Origin of the sequence: Nonomuraea ferruginea (genome assembly GCF_039540635.1) — a bacterium.
Taxonomy (GTDB): domain Bacteria; phylum Actinomycetota; class Actinomycetes; order Streptosporangiales; family Streptosporangiaceae; genus Nonomuraea; species Nonomuraea ferruginea.
This window is the reverse complement of record NZ_BAABFD010000022.1, coordinates 153,142-173,834: the sequence shown is the minus strand read 5'-3', so window position 1 is coordinate 173,834 and position 20,693 is coordinate 153,142. Positions and strand designations below refer to the sequence as shown.

At 69.3% G+C, this 20,693-nt stretch carries 22 protein-coding genes and 1 tRNA gene; 5 read left to right on the top strand and 18 right to left on the bottom strand.

The window, feature by feature from the left end; genetic code table 11:
• Nucleotides 1-591: 591 nt before the first annotated feature.
• The 10 genes from ABD999_RS35505 to ABD999_RS35460 all read right to left on the bottom strand — a co-directional run bounded on the left by ABD999_RS35505 (nucleotide 592) and on the right by ABD999_RS35460 (nucleotide 6,532).
• Nucleotides 592-1,086, bottom strand: a complete 495-nt coding sequence (locus ABD999_RS35505; RefSeq protein ID WP_271279687.1) for a hypothetical protein — start codon at nucleotides 1,084-1,086, stop codon at nucleotides 592-594.
• Complete coding sequence (locus tag ABD999_RS35500; protein WP_148036773.1) at nucleotides 1,083-1,562, bottom strand: hypothetical protein; 480 nt, start codon at nucleotides 1,560-1,562, stop codon at nucleotides 1,083-1,085. Before ABD999_RS35500 ends, ABD999_RS35505 begins: the two co-directional genes overlap by 4 nt.
• A 179-nt stretch (nucleotides 1,563-1,741) precedes the next feature.
• Nucleotides 1,742-2,137, bottom strand: coding sequence for a 50S ribosomal protein L7/L12 (rplL, locus tag ABD999_RS35495; RefSeq protein ID WP_148036772.1), 396 nt, complete (start codon nucleotides 2,135-2,137; stop codon nucleotides 1,742-1,744).
• A gap of 67 nt (nucleotides 2,138-2,204) precedes the next feature.
• Nucleotides 2,205-2,729 carry a 50S ribosomal protein L10 gene (rplJ, locus tag ABD999_RS35490; RefSeq protein WP_148036771.1) on the bottom strand — a complete coding sequence of 175 codons (525 nt, stop codon included), beginning with the start codon at nucleotides 2,727-2,729 and terminating at the stop codon, nucleotides 2,205-2,207.
• Nucleotides 2,730-2,969: 240 nt separating this feature from the next.
• Nucleotides 2,970-3,797, bottom strand: coding sequence for an SCO4651 family lipoprotein (locus tag ABD999_RS35485; RefSeq protein ID WP_271279686.1), 828 nt, complete (start codon nucleotides 3,795-3,797; stop codon nucleotides 2,970-2,972).
• Between the two features lie 186 nt (nucleotides 3,798-3,983).
• Nucleotides 3,984-4,706, bottom strand: coding sequence for a 50S ribosomal protein L1 (gene rplA, locus ABD999_RS35480; RefSeq protein ID WP_148036769.1), 723 nt, complete (start codon nucleotides 4,704-4,706; stop codon nucleotides 3,984-3,986).
• Nucleotides 4,707-4,764: 58 nt separating this feature from the next.
• A complete protein-coding gene (gene rplK, locus ABD999_RS35475) occupies nucleotides 4,765-5,196 on the bottom strand; it encodes a 50S ribosomal protein L11 (RefSeq protein WP_148036768.1) in 432 nt (143 codons plus the stop codon).
• 118 nt (nucleotides 5,197-5,314) lie between these two features.
• A complete protein-coding gene (gene nusG, locus ABD999_RS35470; protein ID WP_148036767.1) occupies nucleotides 5,315-6,076 on the bottom strand; it encodes a transcription termination/antitermination protein NusG in 762 nt (253 codons plus the stop codon).
• Nucleotides 6,077-6,143: 67 nt separating this feature from the next.
• On the bottom strand, nucleotides 6,144-6,383 hold the full coding sequence (secE, locus tag ABD999_RS35465) for a preprotein translocase subunit SecE (RefSeq protein ID WP_148036766.1): 240 nt from the start codon (nucleotides 6,381-6,383) through the stop codon (nucleotides 6,144-6,146).
• Nucleotides 6,384-6,459: 76 nt separating this feature from the next.
• Nucleotides 6,460-6,532: transfer RNA gene (locus tag ABD999_RS35460), tRNA-Trp, on the bottom strand.
• A 168-nt stretch (nucleotides 6,533-6,700) separates the two neighbouring features.
• Here ABD999_RS35460 and ABD999_RS35455 point away from each other — a divergent pair.
• Complete coding sequence (locus tag ABD999_RS35455; protein ID WP_271279685.1) at nucleotides 6,701-7,909, top strand: pyridoxal phosphate-dependent aminotransferase; 1,209 nt, start codon at nucleotides 6,701-6,703, stop codon at nucleotides 7,907-7,909.
• A gap of 55 nt (nucleotides 7,910-7,964) precedes the next feature.
• Here ABD999_RS35455 and ABD999_RS35450 read toward each other — a convergent pair whose 3' ends face one another.
• The gene (locus ABD999_RS35450) at nucleotides 7,965-8,444 is read right to left on the bottom strand and encodes a hypothetical protein (RefSeq protein WP_271279684.1); all 480 of its coding nucleotides are present in this window, start codon (nucleotides 8,442-8,444) and stop codon (nucleotides 7,965-7,967) included.
• A gap of 95 nt (nucleotides 8,445-8,539) precedes the next feature.
• Between ABD999_RS35450 and ABD999_RS35445 the strand changes: the two genes are divergently transcribed.
• Nucleotides 8,540-9,565, top strand: a complete 1,026-nt coding sequence (locus ABD999_RS35445; RefSeq protein WP_378525274.1) for an adenosine deaminase — start codon at nucleotides 8,540-8,542, stop codon at nucleotides 9,563-9,565.
• On the opposite strand, the gene ABD999_RS35440 is transcribed toward ABD999_RS35445, so the two are convergent.
• Both ABD999_RS35440 and ABD999_RS35435 read right to left on the bottom strand, forming a co-directional pair.
• Nucleotides 9,554-10,273, bottom strand: a complete 720-nt coding sequence (locus tag ABD999_RS35440) for a hypothetical protein (RefSeq protein ID WP_271279683.1) — start codon at nucleotides 10,271-10,273, stop codon at nucleotides 9,554-9,556. The genes ABD999_RS35445 and ABD999_RS35440 overlap by 12 nt on opposite strands.
• On the bottom strand, nucleotides 10,260-10,799 hold the full coding sequence (locus ABD999_RS35435) for an RNA polymerase sigma factor (RefSeq protein WP_148036761.1): 540 nt from the start codon (nucleotides 10,797-10,799) through the stop codon (nucleotides 10,260-10,262). The genes ABD999_RS35440 and ABD999_RS35435 overlap by 14 nt, the downstream gene beginning before the upstream one ends.
• A gap of 117 nt (nucleotides 10,800-10,916) precedes the next feature.
• On the opposite strand from ABD999_RS35435, the gene ABD999_RS35430 reads away from it, so the two are divergent.
• A complete protein-coding gene (locus tag ABD999_RS35430; protein ID WP_271279682.1) occupies nucleotides 10,917-11,651 on the top strand; it encodes a class I SAM-dependent methyltransferase in 735 nt (244 codons plus the stop codon).
• Nucleotides 11,652-11,899: 248 nt separating this feature from the next.
• On the opposite strand, the gene ABD999_RS35425 is transcribed toward ABD999_RS35430, so the two are convergent.
• Nucleotides 11,900-13,123, bottom strand: coding sequence for a methyltransferase domain-containing protein (locus ABD999_RS35425; RefSeq protein WP_271279681.1), 1,224 nt, complete (start codon nucleotides 13,121-13,123; stop codon nucleotides 11,900-11,902).
• An 833-nt stretch (nucleotides 13,124-13,956) separates the two neighbouring features.
• On the opposite strand from ABD999_RS35425, the gene ABD999_RS35420 reads away from it, so the two are divergent.
• Together ABD999_RS35420 and ABD999_RS35415 are read left to right on the top strand one after the other, a co-directional pair.
• On the top strand, nucleotides 13,957-14,319 hold the full coding sequence (locus tag ABD999_RS35420; protein WP_271279680.1) for an antibiotic biosynthesis monooxygenase family protein: 363 nt from the start codon (nucleotides 13,957-13,959) through the stop codon (nucleotides 14,317-14,319).
• A gap of 81 nt (nucleotides 14,320-14,400) precedes the next feature.
• Nucleotides 14,401-15,039 (top strand): DsbA family oxidoreductase, encoded by a 639-nt coding sequence (locus ABD999_RS35415; protein ID WP_271279679.1) that lies wholly within the window; start codon nucleotides 14,401-14,403, stop codon nucleotides 15,037-15,039.
• Nucleotides 15,040-15,505: 466 nt separating this feature from the next.
• Here ABD999_RS35415 and ABD999_RS35410 read toward each other — a convergent pair whose 3' ends face one another.
• From ABD999_RS35410 to ABD999_RS35395, 4 genes are all read right to left on the bottom strand, one after another.
• On the bottom strand, nucleotides 15,506-16,393 hold the full coding sequence (locus tag ABD999_RS35410; protein WP_148036756.1) for a carbohydrate ABC transporter permease: 888 nt from the start codon (nucleotides 16,391-16,393) through the stop codon (nucleotides 15,506-15,508).
• Nucleotides 16,393-17,277 carry a carbohydrate ABC transporter permease gene (locus tag ABD999_RS35405; RefSeq protein ID WP_148036755.1) on the bottom strand — a complete coding sequence of 295 codons (885 nt, stop codon included), beginning with the start codon at nucleotides 17,275-17,277 and terminating at the stop codon, nucleotides 16,393-16,395. The genes ABD999_RS35410 and ABD999_RS35405 overlap by 1 nt, the downstream gene beginning before the upstream one ends.
• Before the next feature lie 65 nt (nucleotides 17,278-17,342).
• Nucleotides 17,343-18,602 carry an extracellular solute-binding protein gene (locus ABD999_RS35400; protein WP_148036754.1) on the bottom strand — a complete coding sequence of 420 codons (1,260 nt, stop codon included), beginning with the start codon at nucleotides 18,600-18,602 and terminating at the stop codon, nucleotides 17,343-17,345.
• Between the two features lie 209 nt (nucleotides 18,603-18,811).
• Nucleotides 18,812-20,674, bottom strand: a complete 1,863-nt coding sequence (locus tag ABD999_RS35395; protein ID WP_271279662.1) for an acyl-CoA dehydrogenase family protein — start codon at nucleotides 20,672-20,674, stop codon at nucleotides 18,812-18,814.
• Nucleotides 20,675-20,693: the final 19 nt, after the last annotated feature.

Sequence of the window (20,693 nt, the reverse complement as noted above, 5' to 3'; positions counted from 1 at the left end):
GGCCCTTCCACTTCTCGTTGCCGAGCAGCCAGTCGAACGACTCGGTCTGCAGAGCGAGAAGGTCAGGAACTTCGAGCGGCTCCTGGATACGCGAGAAAGAGACGCGACGGGGACCAGCGGGTACGGCGGAGGCGTTGCGCGAGGCTGCCAACAGATGTCCTTCCGAGGGCTCGCGGCGGACTGACTACACGCACGCCAGACAACCTCGCAACGTGAGCAAGCGGAGCGGGTCGTCAAAGGGCAGCGCAAAGGGGCAGTGTAGCCGAACGGCACACGCCTGTCCACTTCGCTCTCGCTGCATGCTTCACGTTGGTCGCAGCATCGCTCGTCTGAACGAATCCGTCAAGCCCGCAAGCCCGACTTTTAGCCGCCTAGGGGCTCAGACGCTGGGTTTTCTCCCCTGTGTGACTGATCGCCTACCGCCAGGCCCAAGACGATACCCGCGAACGGGGGCGGTTAACGCTCCGTCACACCGGGGGTCGAACCCAGGCCGACAACCGGTGTAGCAGTGACGGAGATACCCGCGACAAAGGACTCACTAAACCTAGTTTTTGGTAACAATTGAAGGACACGGCGCGCCCGGGGGCCCTCTCAGGCGGTCCCGAGCAGAGTCGACAGGTCCGAGACGAGCCACCTGCCGCCCTGCCTGATCATGACGAACCTGGCCCGGGTCTGGCTGACCTGCTGGCGCGGCCCGGCCTTCCCCGCGGCCTCCGTGATCGTACCCGTGTTCACGAACAGAAGAACCTCCACCCTGTCCGGCTCCGCCCGCTCCACCGCCGCGGCCACGACGGAGGCGGTCTGGACCATCTTGCGTTCCTTGGCTCTGGTCGACAGGGACCCCGACAGCTCCGCGTACTGCCGGGTGAGCGCCCCGGTGGTGTGCTGCCCCGCGCGCGCCAGGTCCCGCTCGACCGTGCGGTAGTCGTACGAGAGCAGCTCCGGCGCGACCGCCTTGGCGGCCGCCATGGCCTCCGCGCCCGCGGCCTCGCCGCCGCGCAGGGCCCGCCAGTCGGACCAGAGCACGCCCGCCGCCGCGCCCAGGGCGAGCACCAGGACGCCGAGCACCACCAGGACGGCCCTCACGTGACCTGCTCCGCCTTCGACACCAGCCAGACCCCTTGAACCTTGGCCAGGTCCATCCGCCACCGGTAGAAGCGCTCCTGGGGCGCGTCGTCGGAACCGTCCCAGCGGATCACCACGTCGGCCACCACGAGCGCCCTGGCGGTGTCCCCGGAGATCGACTCCAGCCCTGCCGCGCGTACCACGCCCTCCTGGATGACCTTGTTCTTGCGCGTGGTCCGCATCATCTCGTCCGCCGCGGCCTCGTACGCGGCCCTGGCGGCGCCGGTGGAGCTGGTCAGGATGCGGTGCACGTCGGAGTCGACGGTCTCGTGGTGGAGCGAGAGCAGGTTCATCGCGTGCGTGCCCGCCGCGCGCAGCACCGCCTGCCGGTCGTCGGCCCTGGCCTGTGCGTCGCGCTCCTGCACGCCGAGCCAGACCGCCGCCGCCGCGAGCAGCGCCGCCAGGACGGCGAGCACCGGGACGACCATGCGGGACATCCGCGCTCACCCCCTCCCGGCCGGTCGCCGGGATCATAACCCGCCCGCCTTCTCCGGGACCTGCCAATCGCCCCACACGGTACGAACCGGACCCGAATGGCATGGATCGCGGTCGGGCATGCGAAAGGGGCGGCACACCCGGCACCTGGGTGTGACCGCCCCTTTCGAAGCGTTCGGTCTTACTTGACCGTGACGGTGGCGCCGGCGCCCTCCAGGGCAGCCTTGGCCTTCTCCGCCTGCTCCTTGTTGACCTTGCCGTCGAAGACGTTCTTCGGAGCGCCGTCCACCAGGTCCTTGGCCTCCTTCAGGCCGAGGGACGTGAGGGCGCGGATCTCCTTGATGACCTGGATCTTCTTGTCGCCGGCGGCCTCGAGGATGACGTCGAACTCGTCCTGCTCCTCGGCAGCGGCGGCGGCCTCGCCACCACCGGCGGCGGCCGGAGCGGCGGCGACCGCGACCGGGGCGGCGGCCTTGACGTCGAAGGTCTCCTCGAACTGCTTAACGAACTCGGAAAGCTCGAGGAGGGTCATCTCCTTGAACGCGTCGAGCAGCTCGTCGGTGCTGAGCTTCGCCATGATGTTTCCTCCGTAAGGGACTTGCGAAATTTAGGAACGGGACCGCGGTGTTGCGGCAATCCCCGAGCTACTCGCCCGCCTCTTCGCGCTTGGCGCGAAGAGCGTCGGCCAGCTGAGCCATGTTGGTGGGCAGCGCGGCGAACATAGCGGCGGCAGCGCTCTGCTTCGCCTTGATCGCGCCAGCAAGCTTCGCGAGGAGAACCTCGCGGGACTCGAGGTCGGCGAGCTTGGTGATCTCAGTGGCGTCCAGCGTCTTGCCGTCGAGGACACCACCCTTGATCACCAGAAGGGGATTGGCCTTGGCGAAGTCACGCAGACCCTTGGCGGCCTCAACAACGTCGCCGTTGACGAAGGCGATCGCGGTCGGCCCGGTGAGCAGGTCGTCGAGACCCGCGAGACCGGCCTCGTTGGCCGCGATCTTGGTCAGGGTGTTCTTCGCCACGGCGAACTTCGCATTCTCACCGAGAGAGACGCGCAGCTGCTTGAGCTGGGCAACGGTGAGACCGCGGTACTCGGTCAGAACGGCGGCGGCGCTGCCTTCGAACTCGCTCTTGAGCTCGGCAACCGCTGTCGCCTTATCCGCCCTCGCCATGGGCCTCCTTCCAGGTGTGCCACCGGTGAAGGGCCCTGACATGAGAACAGCCCCGGGCGCAGGGCGCACACGGGGCTCACACACATGGAATGCACCATATGGGAAACTCGCATCACACCTGCGCGGGCCGTCCACCTGAGGTGGATCCTTCGGTCGCCAGGCTTTGAGGCACCTGGCGACGACCGGCGGTCTTCGGCAACGACCAGACTACGTGCTGGCCGCCGAGTTTCCAAATCGTTCTCAGTTGGTGGTGCCCTTCGGCAGCTCACCGACCTGGTCGGCGGGCGGGGCCTGGATGTCGACGGGCTCGTTGTAGCCCTTGAACATCAGCGTCGCGTCGAGCGTGCCGCCCTCCTTGGCGCCGCTCAGGGTCAGCTTGCGGGGCAGGCCGTCGGCGGCGACCCAGATGTCGAACTTGACGTCCTTCAGCTCGGCCAGGTTCTTCCGCGCCTGGTCCTGCTCCTCGGCGGGCAGCTGCTGCACGGCCGCCTCCACCGGGAAGGTGCCGCTGTAGTGGGTGGTGTCGGTGCCGCCCACGCTCTCGTTGCCGGCCGCCTTGACGTCCTGCGACGTGGTGATCATCTTGGTCACGTTCGCCAGGTCGAACTGCTGCACCTGGCCCAGCATCTGGTCCACCTGGGCACGGTCGCCGGCCTCGGCGAGCGGCACCTTGATCCACGGCTTGGTGGCGCCGAGCACCTTGTTGAGCGTCTCGACCTTGACGTACGCCGTGTCGCCCTGGAGGATCACCCGGGCGCCGCCGGGCAGCTCCCTGCCGCCGACGCCGGCGGTGTCCACGGTCAGGTCAAGGGCGAGCTGGGGCTGGCTCTGGTAGACCATGCGGCCCTGAACCTTGCCCTCGCCCTCCTGCGGGTGCGAGACGTCGACGACCGCGTCAACCGTGTAAGAACTGACCTCTGTCGTCTTCTGGGCCGCCTGGGCGAGCACCTCGGAGGCGGCGAGATTCACCTGAATGGGCTGCGCGTTAGTTCCACAGCCGGCGACCGCTGTCGCGGCCAGAGCGGCCGCGGCCGCGGCGATGGCGAGAGAAAACCTGCGCTTGAACATGTATCGACCCTACGTGTCAGCTGGCTTCTCGTAGCGCTTTCCCGCAGCTTCTCATGGAAAACCCAGGGATGTCCCTGAGAGGCGTTCCGTACGAAGGAAGCCGTGAATATCCGGACCCGGGAAAAAGGCCCCGGACATGGGAAAGCCCCGGCGCGGAGCACGCCGGGGCCTTTCCAGAAAAACTCGTCAGACGGCGTCGAGCTCGCCGACGATGCCGCGGGTGACGTTGGGGTCGACCGGGACACCGGGGCCCATGGTCGTGGAGAACGTCACCTTCTTGATGTAGCGGCCCTTGGCCGCCGACGGCTTGAGCCGCAGCACCTCGTCGAGCGCGGCCGCGTAGTTCTCCAGGAGCTGGCGCTCGGGGAACGACGTCTTGCCGATGATGAAGTGGAGGTTGGCCTGCCGGTCGGTGCGGAACTCGATCTTGCCGCCCTTGATCTCGGTCACGGCCTTGGCCACGTCGGGCGTCACCGTGCCGGTCTTCGGGTTGGGCATGAGACCGCGCGGGCCGAGGACGCGGCCCAGGCGGCCGACCTTGCCCATCAGGTCGGGCGTGGCCACCACGGCGTCGAACTCGTTGAGCCGGTTGCCCTTGGAGATCTCGTCGATCAGCTCGTCGGCCCCGACGATGTCGGCGCCCGCCTCGCGGGCCGCCTCAGCACGGTCACCGGTCGCGAAGACCAGGACCCGGGCGGTCTTACCGGTGCCGTGCGGGAGGTTGACCGTGCCGCGCACGATCTGGTCGGCCTTGCGGGGGTCGACGCCCAGCCTCAGCGCCACCTCGACGGTGGAGTCGAACTTGGTGGTCGACGTCTCCTTGGCCAGCCTGGCCGCGTCGGCCGGGCTGTAGAGCTTGTCGCGGTCGACCTTGGCCGCCGCGTCCTTGTGCGCCTTGCTGCGCTGCATGTCTGTCTCCTTGTGGTGTGCGGGCCGGCGGGCGGCCCTCCCACGGGTGGGGAAGTGCTTAGTCGGCGACGGTGATGCCCATGGAACGGGCGGTGCCGGCGATGATCTTCTCGGCCTGCTCGACGCTGTTGGCGTTGAGGTCGGGCATCTTCGTCTCGGCGATGCTGCGCAGCTGCTCGCGGCTGAGCTTGCCCACCTTGTCCTTGTGCGGGGTCGCGCTGCCCTTGTCGAGACCCAGCGCCTTCTTGATCAGCTCGGGCGCAGGAGGCGTCTTCGTGACGAAGGTGAAGCTGCGGTCTTCGAAAATGGTGATCTCGACGGGGATGATGTTGCCCCGCTGGGCCTCGGTCGCAGCGTTGTACTGCTTCACGAAGTCCATGATGTTGACGCCGTGGGGACCGAGGGCGGTACCGACCGGCGGTGCGGGCGTGGCCTGGCCAGCGGGAAGCTGGACCTTGACCAGAGCCGCGATCTTCTTCTTCGGAGGCATGAGTCCTTCTCCGGGTCCTGATGGTGATGCCTTCCGGAACGCGGGTGCGCCCGGACATGTCGGAAGGCCGCCCTTCGCGACAGGCGGCCGACCGAACGTTTAATTGTAGGTGATCGTCTCAGATCTTCGAGACCTGGTTGAACGACAGCTCCACCGGGGTCTCCCGGCCGAAGATCGAGACCAGCACCTTGAGCTTCTGCGACTCGGGGCTGATCTCGCTGACCGAGGCGGGCAGGGTGGCGAACGGGCCGTCCATGACGGTGACGGACTCGCCGATCTCGAACTCGACGGCGGGGCCGGAGGGCGTCTTGGCGGCGGTCTTCTTGCTCTCCTCGGTCGGCTCCGGGGCGAGCAGCTTGGCCACCTCGTCGAGGCTGAGCGGGCTGGGCTTGTTGGACAGGCCGACGAAACCGGTCACGCCCGGGGTGTTGCGCACCGCGGCCCAGGACTCGTCGGTCAGCTCCATGCGCACCAGGACGTAGCCGGGCAGCACGCGCTCCTTGACCGGCACCTTCTTGCCGCTCTTGAACTCCTGGACGGTGTGCGTCGGCACCTCGACCTGGTAGATGTAGTCCTCCATGTTGAGCGACACGTTGCGGCTCTCGATGTTGGACTTCACGCGGTTCTCGTAACCGGCGTAGGAGTGGATCACGTACCACTCGCCCGGCAGGCCGCGGAGCGAACGCTTGAACTCCTCGACCGGGTCGACGTCGGGCTCGACGTCACCGTCCTCCTCGACGACGGCCGCCTCGGCGGTCTCGTCGACCTCGTCGCTGTCCACGACGTCTTCGACGGTCTCCTCAGCGGCCTGGGAGGCCTCTTCCGGCTCGGCGTCCCACTTCTCGCGGGGCTCGTCGGCCGGCACTGAAGATTCGGACACGGTGACTCTTCCTCTTTCGTCGGTATCGAACGGCGGCTCCGTCAGGCGCGCGCCGTCTGCGTCAGAATCAGCCGCCGAAAATCTGCAGGACGGCCCAGCCGAACGCGGCGTCGAGGCCGTAGATGATGCCGACCATGATCAGCACGAACACCATGACAACCGTGGTGTACGTGACCAGCTCCTTGCGCGTCGGCCAAATGACCTTGCGCAGCTCGGCCACGACCTGACGGTAGAACAGGGCCGGAGAAGTACGCTTCTTCTCACCACTGGGCTTGCCTGCGGTCTCGCCGCGCGTGTCGATCGCCACAGTCCTCACCTGAAATCGGTCGTATCCAACGCAGTTATGCGGCGCCTACACGCCATTATTGCGCGGACCGCACTCGCAGGGCACGAGGGACTCGAACCCCCAACCGCCGGTTTTGGAGACCGGTGCGCTACCAATTGCGCCAGTGCCCTATGTCGTCAACCACACTACCCTGATCGACTTACTGCCTGGACCGAACGCCACATCGACATGCGGCTGCAGGACCTGGCGAAAGTGTACGGAAGATTGCCCGCCACGTCGAACCCAAACCTGATCGCGCAGGTCACATGGCGTGGGGGCACGCGTGGGAGCATGGAGGCATGTCCACCCGACGCCGTGTCTCCACACGGATTTCCGCGATTTCCGAGTCCGCGACCCTCGCCGTGGACGCCAAGGCGAAGGCGATGAAGGCGGCCGGCCGTCCGATCATCGGCTTCGGCGCGGGCGAGCCCGACTTCCCGACGCCCGACTACATCGTCGAGGCCGCCGTGGCCGCGGCGCGCGAGCCCCGCTTCCACAAGTACACCCCGGCGGGCGGCCTGCCCGAGCTGAAGCAGGCGATCGCCGCCAAGACGCGGCGCGACTCCGGCTACGAGGCCGACGCGTCGCGGGTGCTGGTGACCAACGGCGGCAAGCAGGCCGTCTACGAGGCGTTCGCCACGCTGCTCGACCCGGGCGACGAGGTCCTGGTCGTGGCCCCCTACTGGACGACCTACCCGGAGGCGATCAAGCTGGCCGGGGGCGTCCAGGTCGACGTCGTCACCGACGAGACGACGGGCTACCTGGCGGGCGTCGAGCAGCTGGAGGCGGCCCGCACCGACCGCACGAAGGTCCTGCTGTTCGTCTCGCCGTCCAACCCGACGGGCGCCGTCTACTCGCGCGAGCAGACGGTCGAGATCGGCCGCTGGGCGGCCGAGCACGGCCTGTGGGTGGTCACCGACGAGATCTACGAGCATCTGACATACGGCGGCGCCGAGTTCACCAGCATCGCCACGGCCGTCCCCGAGCTGGGCGACCAGGTCGTGATCCTCAACGGCGTGGCCAAGACGTACGCGATGACGGGCTGGCGGGTCGGCTGGCTGATCGGGCCGCCCGACGTGGTCAAGGCGGCGACCAACCTGCAGTCGCACGCCACCTCCAACGTCTCCAACGTCTCGCAGATGGCCGCGCTGGCGGCGGTCTCCGGCGACCTGTCCGCGGTGGCGCGGATGCGTGAGGCGTTCGACCGGCGCCGCCAGACGATGGTGCGGATGCTCAACGAGATCCCGGGCGTGTTGTGCCCGGAGCCGAAGGGCGCGTTCTACGCCTACCCGGCGGTCAAGGAGCTCATCGGCAAGGAGCTGCGCGGGCGCCGCCCGGGGTCGTCGGCCGAGCTGGCCGAGCTGATCCTGGAGGAGGCGGAGGTGGCGGTGGTGCCCGGCGAGGCGTTCGGCACCCCCGGCTACTTCCGCCTGTCGTACGCGCTGGGCGACGACGACCTGGTGGAGGGCGTCAGCCGCCTCGCCAAGCTGCTGGCCGAGGCCCACTGACCGCGTCGCCCGGCAACGCGCGGGGCGATCACGGCGACGTCCGCAACGAGGGGGGTTACCCGGTCACCTCGTCGGCGATGCGGTCGATCTCCGTGGACAGGCCGGGGGTCGCGGCGACGTAGACGGCGGTGCCGGGGCGCTCCAGCCACATGAAGTTGTGCAGGTCGCCCCGGGTCTCCCAGCTCAGCGCGGGCTTGCCGTGGTGCATGCCGAGCGTGGCCCGGTCGACGAGGGTGGCGAACTCCTCGGCGGTCCTGACCCCGCAGACGACGCCGACGTGCAGTCGCTCGGCGCCCCGGCTCCAGGTCTCGCCCCTGACCTTCAGCTTCCGGGTGAGGGATCTGACGTGCCGGAACGTACCGGATCTCGTGGTGCCGACGGGCATGGCGGCGACGCCGACGGGTGCGGAGCCGCACGACAGCGTGGGGCCCGTCACGGCGGCGACCGGGCTGGGCCGGCCGATCTGCGGCGCGGGGGCGGACGGGCCGCACGCGGCAAGGCTCAGTGTCAGGAGCACCGTCGCCAGGCGCCGCATCACCACTCCAGGGCCGGAACGCGGGAAGAAGGACCCTAGTCTCCTACAACAGCCGTGCTGACACGGCAAGTCGCGGCCCGGTCCGGTGGCAAAATATGGCGATGGCAAGGTCCCTGCTCTCGCTGCCCAAGGCCCATCTGCATCTCCACTTCACCGGCTCCATGCGCCACTCGACCCTGATCGAGCTGGCCAGGGAGCAGGGCCTGCACCTGCCCGACGCGCTGGAGCAGGACTGGCCGCCCCGGTTGCGGGCGACCGACGAGCGCGGCTGGTTCCGGTTCCAGCGGCTGTACGACATCGCCAGGTCGGTGCTGCGGCGGCCGGAGCACGTCTACCGGCTGCTGCGCGAGACCGCCGAGGACGAGACGGCGGCCGGGTCGCGGTGGCTGGAGATCCAGGTCGACCCGTCGGGCTACCAGCAGATGTTCGGCGGCCTGACGGCCACGCTGGAGCTGGTGCTGGACGCGGCCGAGCAGGCTTCGCGGGCCACGGGCACCGGCCTCGCGGTGGTGGTGGCCGCCAACCGCACCAGGCATCCCCTCGACGCCAACACGCTCGCCCGGCTGGCCGCCCAGTACGTCGGCAAGGGCGTGGTCGGGTTCGGCCTGTCCAACGACGAGCGGCGCGGCCAGGCCCGCGACTTCGACCGGGCGTTCCGCATCGCCAAGCGGGCCGGGCTGCTGGCCGTGCCGCACGGCGGGGAGCTGCTGGGGCCGCGGAGCGTGGCGCAGTGCGTCGACGACCTCGACGCCGACCGGGTCGGCCACGGCGTGCGCGCGGCCGAGGACCGGTGGCTGATGGAGCGGCTGGCCGAGCGGCAGATCTGCTGCGAGGTGTGCCCGACCTCCAACGTGGGGCTGGGGGTGGCCGAGCGGGCGGCGGACGTGCCGCTGCGCAGGCTGTTCGAGGCGGGGGTGCCGGTCGCGCTCGGCTCCGACGACCCGCTGCTGTTCGGGGCCCGGCTGCTGCGCCAGTACGAGCTGGCCAGGGAGGTGTACGGGTTCACCGACGCGGAGATCGCCGAGCTGGCGCGCCAGTCGATCAGGTCGTCCGCCGCGCCCGAGCCGGTCCGCAAGGAGCTGATCAAGGGCGTCGACGACTGGCTGGCCTCACCGGAGTGAGCCGGCCAGCTCGGCCGCCCGCGCCATCGACGGGGCGCCCTCCAGCCGGTGGCCGACGTCGCCCGCCTGCCAGATGAGGGTGGGCCCGGCCTGGCGCAGCGGCACCTCCCCGCCCCCCTCGCGGGTGATGTAGCCGAGGGGGTGCGAGCCCGGCAGCCAGAAGCCGGTGACGCCGTCGACCTCGACCTCGTCGGGGAACGGCGGGCCGAGCCGCTTGAAGAAGAACGGGTCCATCCGGCCGTCGAACTGGTCCAGCCGGATGCCGTCCGGCCAGAACATCGACACCACCCGGCCGCCGTCGGCGACCGTCACGCGTTCCGGCTCGCCCAGCGCGGCCAGGGTCCTGACCGGGAACGCGACCTGCCCGGCGACCTCGTCAGGCGGCACCTCCCGCTCCCCCGGCAGCGGCGCCGGCGTGGGCACCGGAGCCGGCGTGTCGCCGCCGAGCCGCAGCTCGATCCCGGCGTAACGGAGGATCGCGGTCACCGCCTGCCTGCCCTGCGGGGTGGCCGCCGTGACGGCGACCAGGGCGACCACCGCCACCGCGACGATCCGCCACCGCCGCCTCCGCTTGACCGGCCGCGGGGCTTCCAGCCTGGTCCTTACGGCCGCCGCCACCTGCTCGGGCGGCGGGGCCGGCACGTCGAGGGAGCCGGCCAGGGCGCGCAACTCGGCCTCGATGTCGTCGAAGCGCTCATCCGAGCTCATGCCCTGCCTCCTCCCTGAGCCTCGCCAGGCCGCGGTGCGTCCTGGACTTGACGGTGCCGACCGGCCAGCCGAGCACCTGGGCGGTCTCGGCCTCGGACAGCTGTAAGAAGTACCGGCAGACGACGGCTCTGCGTTCCCGCTCGGGCAGCGCCCTGACCGCCTCCAGCAGCCGGGCCCGCCGGTCCGTCGCCACGGCCGTGCCCTCGGGGTCGTCGGGGGCCTTCGCCTCGGCCGTGGCGCTCAGCCGTACCGTCAGCTCCGACCTGCGGCCGCGCGCCCGCGTCAGGTTGTGCGTCTCGTTGGCCACGATACGCAGCAGCCACGGGCGGAAACCCGCGTCGCGGCGGAACGTCCTGAGATGCCGGAACGCCTTGACGAACGCCTCCTGCACCACGTCCTCGGCCTCGTCTCGGGCGCCGAACAGGACCGCGGTGCGGTGCGCGAGCGCGCTGTAACGGGCGACCAGCACCTCGTAGGCGGTCAGGTCGCCCTCCAGCGAGCGGGCGATGGCCTCGTCGTCATCCATGGGCGTGACTGATTCCACCGCATTCGTGGCGGGTACGGAAGAGTGTTCCGTGACCTTCGGCGCGAGGCGGGCACTAGACTCTGGCCCATTCCCGCGAACCCGTAAGGATCGGCGACTATGTCCTCTGGTTATGACCGTGTAGTCCAACCGGCAGCCGGTGACGAGGCCCTGGAGAACCACCTCGGCGGTGACGAGGCCAAAAACTACCGCAAGTACGAGTTCGACATGGTCGCCCCCCACGTCGGCCGGTCCCTGCTGGAGATCGGCTCCGGGCTCGGCCACTTCGCCGAGCAGTTCCTGCCGCGGCTCGACCGGCTGGTCGTCAGCGACTTCGACCCCTACTGCGTCGAGCAGCTCAAGAAGCGCTTCGCCGACCGCGACGACATCGACGTGCTGCAGTTCGCCCTGCCGACCGAGATCCCGCTCAAGGACAAGGTCGACACCGTGGTCATGATGAACGTCCTGGAGCACATCGAGGACGACGCCGAAGCGCTGCGCTCGCTGGCGCGCGTCACCCTCCCGGGCGGGCGGATCGTCATCTGGGTGCCGGGCTACATGCAGCTGTACGGCGACTTCGACCGCAAGGTCGGCCACGTGCAGCGCTACACGCCCAAGACGCTGGCCGCCACCGTGGGCAAGGCGGGGCTGGACATCGAGGTGCTCAAGCCGATCAACTTCCTGGGCGGCATCGCCTGGTGGGCGGCGGTGCGCCGGGGTGGGGTGGGTTACCCGGACCCGCGGCTGGTCAAGATCTACGACCGCACGGTGGTGCCGATGACGCGGCTCATCGAGCGCTTCATCCGGCCGCCGTTCGGGCAGACGGTCTTCTGCGTGGCCCGTGTCCCCGGCTGACTGTTCCTCATCGCGTGGTTCCTCGGTGCGGGTGCTGGTTCTACGGCGGATGCTCGCCGGGCTGATTGCTCCGCGCGAACCATGCCCGGCCGCGTGACATGGGCCTCGCAGTAGACGCGCTCCGCGCGAAATCCAGCTCGGGCTGCGCTGTGCGGGGGCAAGCCCCCGCTCCCCCGGGCGAGGGAGCTACCGCCCCCTCGCGCTCCCCGGTCCCTGCCCATGCGGCGCCCGGGTGTCCCCAGAGCTGATCAGGACGACGGTGGCATGGGTCCACCTGGTTGATCGGGACCCCAGGGGATCCCGAGGCCGACAGCCGTGGCCTGATCTCCGGAGCGGCTCGACAGCCCGATGGTCGCCGTCCAGCGCCCGCGCCGCAGCTCGATCCCGCCATCTGGACGTATCAACACTTTCGCGCCATGGAACGGCAGCAAGCCGTGCCGAATCCAGTGATCGCGCACCTCGTCCAGATAGTCCCACAGGCGGCGCGGCCCGCTCTGGTGAACGATGACCTCCCCGTCGCGCTCTTCGGCCCGCGCCCACGATCCGTCCGGATGCACCATGATCGCGATCCGGATGCCGTTCTCCCGCGTGTGATGGTGCGTGATGCCTGGGGCGTTGATCTCCAGCATGGTCCGTACGTCCCAGGCCTCGACCACGTCCAGCACCACCGGATACCGGCCCCGCTCGACCCGCTCGCCCTCCTCGACGCGGGCCCGGTCCAGGAGCGCGTGCTCGGCCTGCGGATAGTCGGCGCCCGTCCGCGTACCCATGAACATGGCCTGGTCGCGCTCGATCCGGCCGGTCGCGGTGCCGTCCGGCTTCTTCTCGGCCGTGAGGATGACCCCCATGCCGGAGATCGTGGTGGCCAGCCGTCCGCCGGTGTGCAGAGCTGCCAGCCAGGACGGCGGGATCGGCCGTACCGACACCGTGGCGACGATCCGGTCCCACTGCCCGTCCAGCGGGCGCGTCGCGTCCCCGGCGATCAGCCGCGGCTCGTACCCGGCCTCCCCGAGCCGCCGCCGTGCCGCTCCGACGAGGTACGGGTCCACGTCGATCGCCGTCACCCGCTCGTCGCCGAGCCGAGCGCACAGCACGGCGGTGCCGTATCCGCTGCCGGCGCCCACGTCCAAGACGGTGCACGAGTCGTCGATCGAGGCATGCCTGAACATCTGGGCGACCAGCCCGGGAAGGGTGGACGACGAGGTGGGGCGGCCTGACGCGCGGGCGCCCGGATCGGCATGGTCAGCGTGCAGCGGCCCGATCCGTGTCACCAGTGTGGCGTTCGTGTAGGCCGCCTTCAGCCACTGTCCGGGGTTAGAGGCGCCATCCCGCCGCGCCCACCCGCCTTCCACCGGTTCCCACCAGTTAGGCACGAACGTGTGCCGGGGCGTGCGAGCGACCGGCGCCCGCCAGCGGGACCCTGGCGGCGTCGCGATGGCGGCCAGTGCTTCGGCGCGCTCTTTCCAGTCCATGAGAGCCCTTCAGCGGCCGGCTCGCAGGAAGCCCGTGGCCTTGTCCGGATCGTAGATCGTTTCCGCGGGGGCGCAGTCGTTGCCGTCGCTGTCAGGGTTGCACGCCGTGGCGGTGCGCCGACGCGGAACCTTCGCACACAGCTCTCGCCATTTCCTCCCGATCAGGATGTCGGCCAGCGGAGGTTGCTGCCGAGAACCTCGCACGCGAGGACGAGGTGGCGCTGGCCTGTTTCCGCGGAGAGTACGGAGCGCATCCGTGAAGGTGGACACCGGTGCCGTAGTCCGCGGTCACAGCATGCGGGGCAACCGCGCGACATGGGCCTCGCAGTAGACGCGCTCCGCGCGAAATCCAGCTCGGGCTGCGCTGTGCGGGGGCAAGCCCCCGCGCCCCAGGTCAAAGGCACGGCCTTCACAATGGGCGGCGCTCCGCGCCGATCAGCTCAGACGTGTTGTACGGGGGCAAGCCCCCGCGCCCCGGGCGAGGGAGCTACCGCCCCCTCGCGCTCCCCGGTCCCTGCCCACGCGGCCCCCGGGCGTCCCCATGGCTGATCAGGACGACGGTGCCATGGGCTCACCGAAATGATCGGGACCCAGGGGACCCCAAGGCCGCGGACACGTGCCGAGGCATGGCCGACAGCCGTGACCTGATCCCCGGCGCAGCTCATCGGCTCAACGGCCCGATAGTCGCCGTCCAGCGCCCGCGCCGCAGCTCGATCCCGCCATCTGGGCGTATCGGCCGCACATGGCGACGAGATGTGGTTGACCTCAACCGCAGTTGAGATTGCACGATGGCCGCTGAGGCCTGCCTCGTATGCGATTTGAGGAGTGCGTCCGTGAGCGCGGATTCTGCTTTCTATTCGATCATCGACTACACCGTTGACGGCGTCGACACACAGCGCGAGCTGGTGGAGGCCTTCGCCGAGATCCAGGAGCGGTGGGTGCGTTTCTATCCCGGATACCACTCGGCCCGCTTCCATGTGAGCACCGACGGCACACGCGTGTACAACATCGTGCACTGGGCGAGCGAGGCGGACTACCGCCACTTCGTGGAGACCTCCGATACCGAGGGCCGGATGGCCGCCATCGGCAAGGCGCTGGAAAGCCTGGCCGGCAGGGCCGAACCACGCATGACCGGAGTCCCTACTTACACCGTCGTCCGCGAGATCGGTCCCGGCCCTCAGCGCTTGGACCCGTGATCGCGCCCGGCAGCTTGCGGCCATGCCTGCCGACACTGCGAACCCCATCTCATCAGTAACGATCGATTGCGCAGGTCATTCATGAAGCTTGAGATTTACGCCGATGTGTTGTGCCCGTGGTGCTACATCGGCAAGAGACGCCTGACGGCCGCGCTGGCGCAGCACTCCGGCCGCGCTCGCGTCGAGGTCGCCTGGCGCAGCTACGAGCTGGCGCCGGAGGCGGAGCGCACCCCCGGCCCGACCGCTGCCGAGGCGATGGCCGAGTGGTGGGGCGAGCAGGCGCCCGCCCGCGTCGAGCAGATCCGGTCGCTGGGCGCGGCCGAGGGCCTGGAGCTGAACCTGCATCTGGCTCGCCCGGTGAACACCTTCGACGCGCACCGCCTGGTCAAGCTGGCCGCCGACCGCGACCGCGCCGACGAGATGATGGAACTGCTGCTGCACGCCTACCACACCGAGGGTCTGAACGTCGCCGATGTGCAGGTCCTGCGTCGCCTCGGTGACCAGGCCGGGCTCGACGGTGATGAGGTGCGCGCCGTCCTGGCCGGCGACGGCTACGCCGACGAGGTCCGCGCCGACCGGCGCCGCGCGGCCGAACACGGCGTCACCGGCGTGCCCAGCCTGGTGGTCGACGGCCGACCGCCGGTCCCCGGCGTCCAGCCTGTCGCTGATCTGTACCGGCTCCTGGAGCATGGTCTCGCGGCCCTTGACGGGTCCGGCTGATCGGCGATCCGAGCGCCCAATCTGCCCTTTATCCCGTGCTCCCGCCGATCCTCGCAAAGGAGGGCGCTGAACTGGGCCGCACGGGTCAGGGCGCTGAACTCGGCAAGGACCGGGCGCCGCTGAACCGGGCCCCACGGGACAGAGCACCGAGCTGGGCAAGGACCGAACGCCGCTGAACTGGGACGCACAGGAAAGGGCGCTGAGCTGGGCAGGGACCGGGGAGCGCGAGGGGGCGGTAGCCCTCTCGCTCGGGGGCGCGGGGGCCTGCCCCCGCACTACACGCCTGAGCTGATCGGCGCGAAGCGCCACCCACCGCGAAGACCACGCCCTTGACCGGGGGGCGCGGGGGCTCGCCCCCGCACAACACAGCCCGAGCTGGGATCGCGCGGAGCGCGTCTGCCGCGAGGGCCATGCAGTTGGGCTGAGCCTCCGGCTGAGGACCTTCGGGAGGGTCCTCAGCCGGACGTCACTTGATGGACCCCGCCGTCAACCCGCCGACCACCTTCCGCTCGATCAACGCGAACAGGATGATCACCGGGATGGTGGCGATGACCGACCCGGCGAACAGGTTCTGCCAGTCGACCTGGTACTGGCCGATGAACGAGTTGAGCGCCACGGTCAGAGGCTGGTTCTCCGGCGTGGTGGTCAGGGTCAGGGCGACGACGAACTCGTTCCAGGCCGCGATGAACGTGAAGATCAGCGCGGTGATCACCCCGGGCATGGCCAGCGGGAGCGTGATGCGGAACAGCGCGCCGAACCGGCCGTTGCCGTCGATGAACGCGGCCTCTTCCAACTCGCGCGGGATCGAGGAGAAGTACGCGTTCAGGATCCACACCGCGAACGCCAGGTTGAACCCGCCGTTGACCAGGATCAGCGACCAGATCGAGTCGACCAGCCCGAGCTGGGAGAACTCGCGGTAGATGCCCACCAGCATGGCCGTCGGCTGGAACATCTGGGTGATCAGCACGAGGATCAGGAAGAATGTCCGCCCCCTGAAGTTGTGCCGGGCGGAGTAGTAGGCGGCCGGCAGCGCCACCAGGAGCACCAGGACGGTGGAGCCGGCGGCCACCTGGAGGGTGACGACGAGGTTGCCCGCGAGGCCGCTGCTCCAGAAGTTGACCAGGTTGGCCCATTCCCACTGCGTGGGCAGGATGGTGGCGTCGCGCAGCGTCTCCTGGGGACGCAGCGAGGTCAGCAGCATCACCAGGTATGGGAACAGGAAGATGAACGCGACCACGTAGGCGACGGCCGCGGTCACCGTGGTCTTGAGCCTGGGCATGGCGCGGTGCCCGACCGGCGCGGGCCGGCGGCGGGCGGGGCGGGCGGGCGCCTTGGGCGCCGTCTCGACTGCCATCACGCCACCGCCCTGTTCCAGCGCGAGATCTTGAGGAAGACCGCGGTGATCACCAGCACCATTCCGAAGTTGACGACCGACATGGCGGCGGACTCGCCGATGTCGGAGCTCTTGAGGATGAACATGAAGATGGTCGAGGTGGCCGTCGAGTATCCGGGCTGGCCGTGCGTCATCGCCCAGATGATCGGGAAGCTGTTGAAGACGTTCATCATGTTGATCAGCACGGCGACGGTCAGCGCGGGCCGGAGCAGCGGCAGGGTGATCGACCAGTAGGTGCGCGGCCGGGAGGCGCCGTCCATCTTGGCTGCCTCGTACACGTCACCGGGGATGGTGGCGAGGCCCGCGAGCAGCGCGTACGTGGTGAAGGGGACGGACACGAACACCGCGACGAACACCAGCCACGGCATGGCGGTGGAGGCGTCGCCGAGCTGGTCGGCGGAGGCTCCGCCGAGCGCGTCGATGAGCCCGAGTCTGAGCCTGATCTGGTTGATGACGCCGACCTCCGGGTCGAGCATCCACCGGAAGACGATGGCGGTCATCAGCACGGACGCGGCCCAGGGCGCGATCAGCGCCCAGCGGGCGACCTTGCGGCCGGGGAAGCGCTGGTTGAACAGCTGGGCGAGCGCGAGCGAGATCACCACGGTGAGGACGACGACGGCCACCACCCAGACCACGCTGCGGACCATGATGTCCGCGAAGTCCTTCTCGGCGAACAGCTTGTCGTAGTTGTCGAAGCCGTTCCAGCCGCGGACCACGCCGACCCGGCTGATCTCCAGGAACGAGGACCGGATCATCTCGACGACGGGCCAGAGCACGACGACGGCGATCAGCACCACCGCGGGCCCGATCCAGGCCAGCGGCTCCAGGGCGCGCAACCTTCTCATAAGTTCCTCCGTGGAGGTACGGCCGGCGCCTCAGGTGAGACGCCGGCCGTACGGGCCCCCGTCGTTCAGCCGGCCTCGGCGGTCTTCTGGAGTTCGCCGAGGACCGCGGCGGGGTCGTCCTTGACGGCGCCGCCGATGGTCTGCTTGATCGCCGGGTTCAGCTCGGCCCACTTCTCGTCCTGGAACGGGTAGAAGCTGGCGTTGGGCAGCGCGTCCAGGAACGGCTTGAGCTTCTCGTCGCCCGACAGCTTCTCGATGCCGCCGTTGGTGACGGGCAGCAGCTTGTACGTCTCGCTGATCTTCTCAGCGGCGGAGCCGGTGTAGAAGAAGTCGAAGAACTTCTTGATCTCCTCGGCGCGGCCGTTCTTGTTGAACGCCATGATCCAGTCCATGACGCCGAGGGTGGTGTCGAGCGGGCCGGTCTTGCCGGGGATGGGCGCGACGCCGTAGTTCTTCAGGCCGGCCGCGTCGAAGATCGGGATGGACATGGGTCCGCCGTTGACCATGCCGACCTTGCCGGCGCCGAAGTCCTCCCAGACCGTCTTGCGGTCCTTGGTGCCGGGGTTGGGGGTGGTGAGTCCGGCGTCGACGAGGCCCTTGACGTAGGTGAAGGTCTCGACGTTCTGCGGCGAGTTGATCGCCCACTTGCCGGCGTCGTCCTTGTAGCCGCCGCCGTTGCCGAGCATCCACAGGAACGACTCGGCCTGCGCCTCCTCCTGGCCGAGCGGGAGGCCGAACGGCTGGCTGACGCCGGAGGCCTTGAGCTTCTCGGCCGCGGCCTTGAGCTCGTCCCAGGTCTTGGGTGCCTCGGCGACGCCGGCCTTCTCGAACAGGTCCTTGTTGTAGAACAGGGCGCGGGCGGAGGACACGAACGGGATGCCGTAGGCCGTGCCGTCGACCTTGCCGAACTCGGCGAACTTCTGCAGCATGTCGCCGGACACCTCGGGCGACAGGACCTCGTCGACCTTGTGGAGCAGGCCGTCGGCGACGAATCCGGAGTAGTCGCCGGTCTGCAGGATGTCGGGCACCTGACCGTTCTGGATCATGGTGGCGACCTGCTTGTCGATGTCGTTCCAGTTGATGACCTGGACGTCGACCTTGATGTTCGGGTTGGCCGCCTGGAACTCGTCGACCACGCCCTTCCAGAAGTTCTCTCCGGAGTTGGGCTTGCCGGGGCCGTCGCCGTAGTCGGCGGCGACCATCTTCAGCGTGACCTGGCCGCCGTCGGCCGCCTGGTCGCCGCCGCCTTCCGACGCGCCGGAGCCACAGCTGGACAGGACCAGCACGGTAGCCAGGCCGAGAGCGGCGCCGCCCACAAGTCTCATTCTCACCGTAAGTACCGCCTTCTCATCGGACGGGTCGTGCTGGTCCGTACCAGCTGCCAGACCCTGCCCAGGGGTATGGGGCCGCGAGCGTCACGGCCCCACGCGTTTGCGCAAGCGTAAGCCGGGGTTCGCCTGGCGGTCTATACCGGTAAATTGCAGAACGGCAACAGTAAGGGGAAGAGTTCTGCACTCGCGGTCTAGACCACTTGTCAGCGAATCTTCCTGCGGACGTTCTCGCCGCCCTCCGGCCGGCCGATCCACGGTCCTTCGATGGACGGGTCGAGGATGCCCTCCTCCAGGAAGGAGTAACGGCCGTCGAGCACGTATCGCGCCAGCCGCACGTCGTGGTCGTCACTGTTGTCCCAGAGCCTGTCGAACAGCGTGTCCACCCGCCGCCTGGCCTGCCGGCAGAACGTGTCGGCCAGTTCCAGCGGCCGGCGTCCGAGGTCGCCCTCGTCCTCGGCGGCCTTGACGCAGGCCGCGGTCATGGCGAACAGCTCGGCGCCGATGTCGACGATCCGGCCGAGGAACGCCTGCTTGTGCTCCAGTCTCCCCTGCCAGCGGGACATGCCGTAGAAGGTGGACCTGGCCAGCTTGCGGCTGGTCCGCTCCACGAACCGCAGGTGCGTGGCCAGCGGCCCGAACTCCGAGAAGGCGGTCGGCAGGCGCCCCGCCCCGGTGACCAGGGACGGCAGCCAGCGGGCGTAGAAGCGGCCGGCCCGCTTGAGCGCCTGGGCGCGCTCCTGCCGTGAGGAGTCCGGGTTGATCAGCTCGCCGGCGGCGGTCAGGTGGGCGTCGACCGCCTCCCGGGTGATGAGCAGCCGCATGATCTCGGACGAGCCCTCGAAGATGCGGTTGATCCGGGTGTCGCGCAGCATCTGCTCGGCCGGGACGCCGCGCTCGCCGCGCGCCGCGAGCGACTCGGCGGTCTCGTAGCCGCGCCCGCCCCTGATCTGGACCAGTTCGTCGAGCGCCTGGTAGGACATCTCGGTCGCGTACAGCTTGGCCAGCGCCGCCTCGATGCGGATGTCGCTGCCCTCGCCGTCGGCCAGCCTGGCGGTCAGGTCGGAGACGGCCTCCAGGGCGTACGCGGTCGCGGCGATGAAGGCGATCTTCGTGGCGACGGCCTCGTGCTCGCCGACCTTGCGGCCCCACTGGACGCGGGCGTTCGCCCACTCGCGGGCGATCTTCACGGCCCACTTGGCGTGCCCGGCGCAGCTGGCGGGCAGCGACAGCCGGCCGGTGTTGAGCGTGGTCAGGGCGATCTTCAGCCCTTCGCCCTCCCGCCCGATCAGGTTCTTCGCCGGGACCCTGACCTGCGAGAACTCCGTGACCCCGTTCTCGATGCCGCGCAACCCCATGAACGCGTTGCGCCGCCTGACCGTGATGCCCGGCGAGTCGCCCTCGACCACGAAGGCGCTGATCTTCTTCCCCGTACGGGCCATCACCACGAGCAGGTCGGCGACCACGCCGTTCGTGGTCCACAGCTTGACCCCGTCGAGCACGTACGCGTCGCCGTCGCGCACCGCGGTGGTCGACAGCCGGGCCGGGTCGGAGCCCACGTCGGGCTCGGTGAGCAGGAACGCGGAGATCTCGCCCCGCGCGCACCGGGGCAGGAACTCGCGCTTCTGCTCCTCGCTGCCGAACAGCTTCAGCGGCTGCGGCACCCCGATCGACTGGTGCGCCGACAGCAGCGTGGCCAGCGCCGGGCAGTACGAGCCGACCAGCATGAGCGCGCGGCAGTAGTACAGGTACGGCAGGCCGAGCCCGCCGTACTCCTCACCGATCGTGATCCCGAAGGCTCCCAGCCCGGCCAGGCCCTTGACGACCTCGTCCGGGATGACCCCGTCCCGCTCGATCCGGGCGGGATCGACGTGCGCGTCGAGATATCGGCGGACGGCCCGGACGAACTCCTCGCCGCGCTTGGCCGCCTCGTCGGGCACGGACGGCACCGGATGCACCAGATCCAGCCGGAGATCTCCGAGGAACAGTTGCTTGGCGAAGCTCGGGCGGGTCCACTCTTGCTCGCGGGCCTGCTCGCCGAGCTCCCTTGCCTTGGCGTACTCGCTCATGGCATCCTCCCGCCGACAG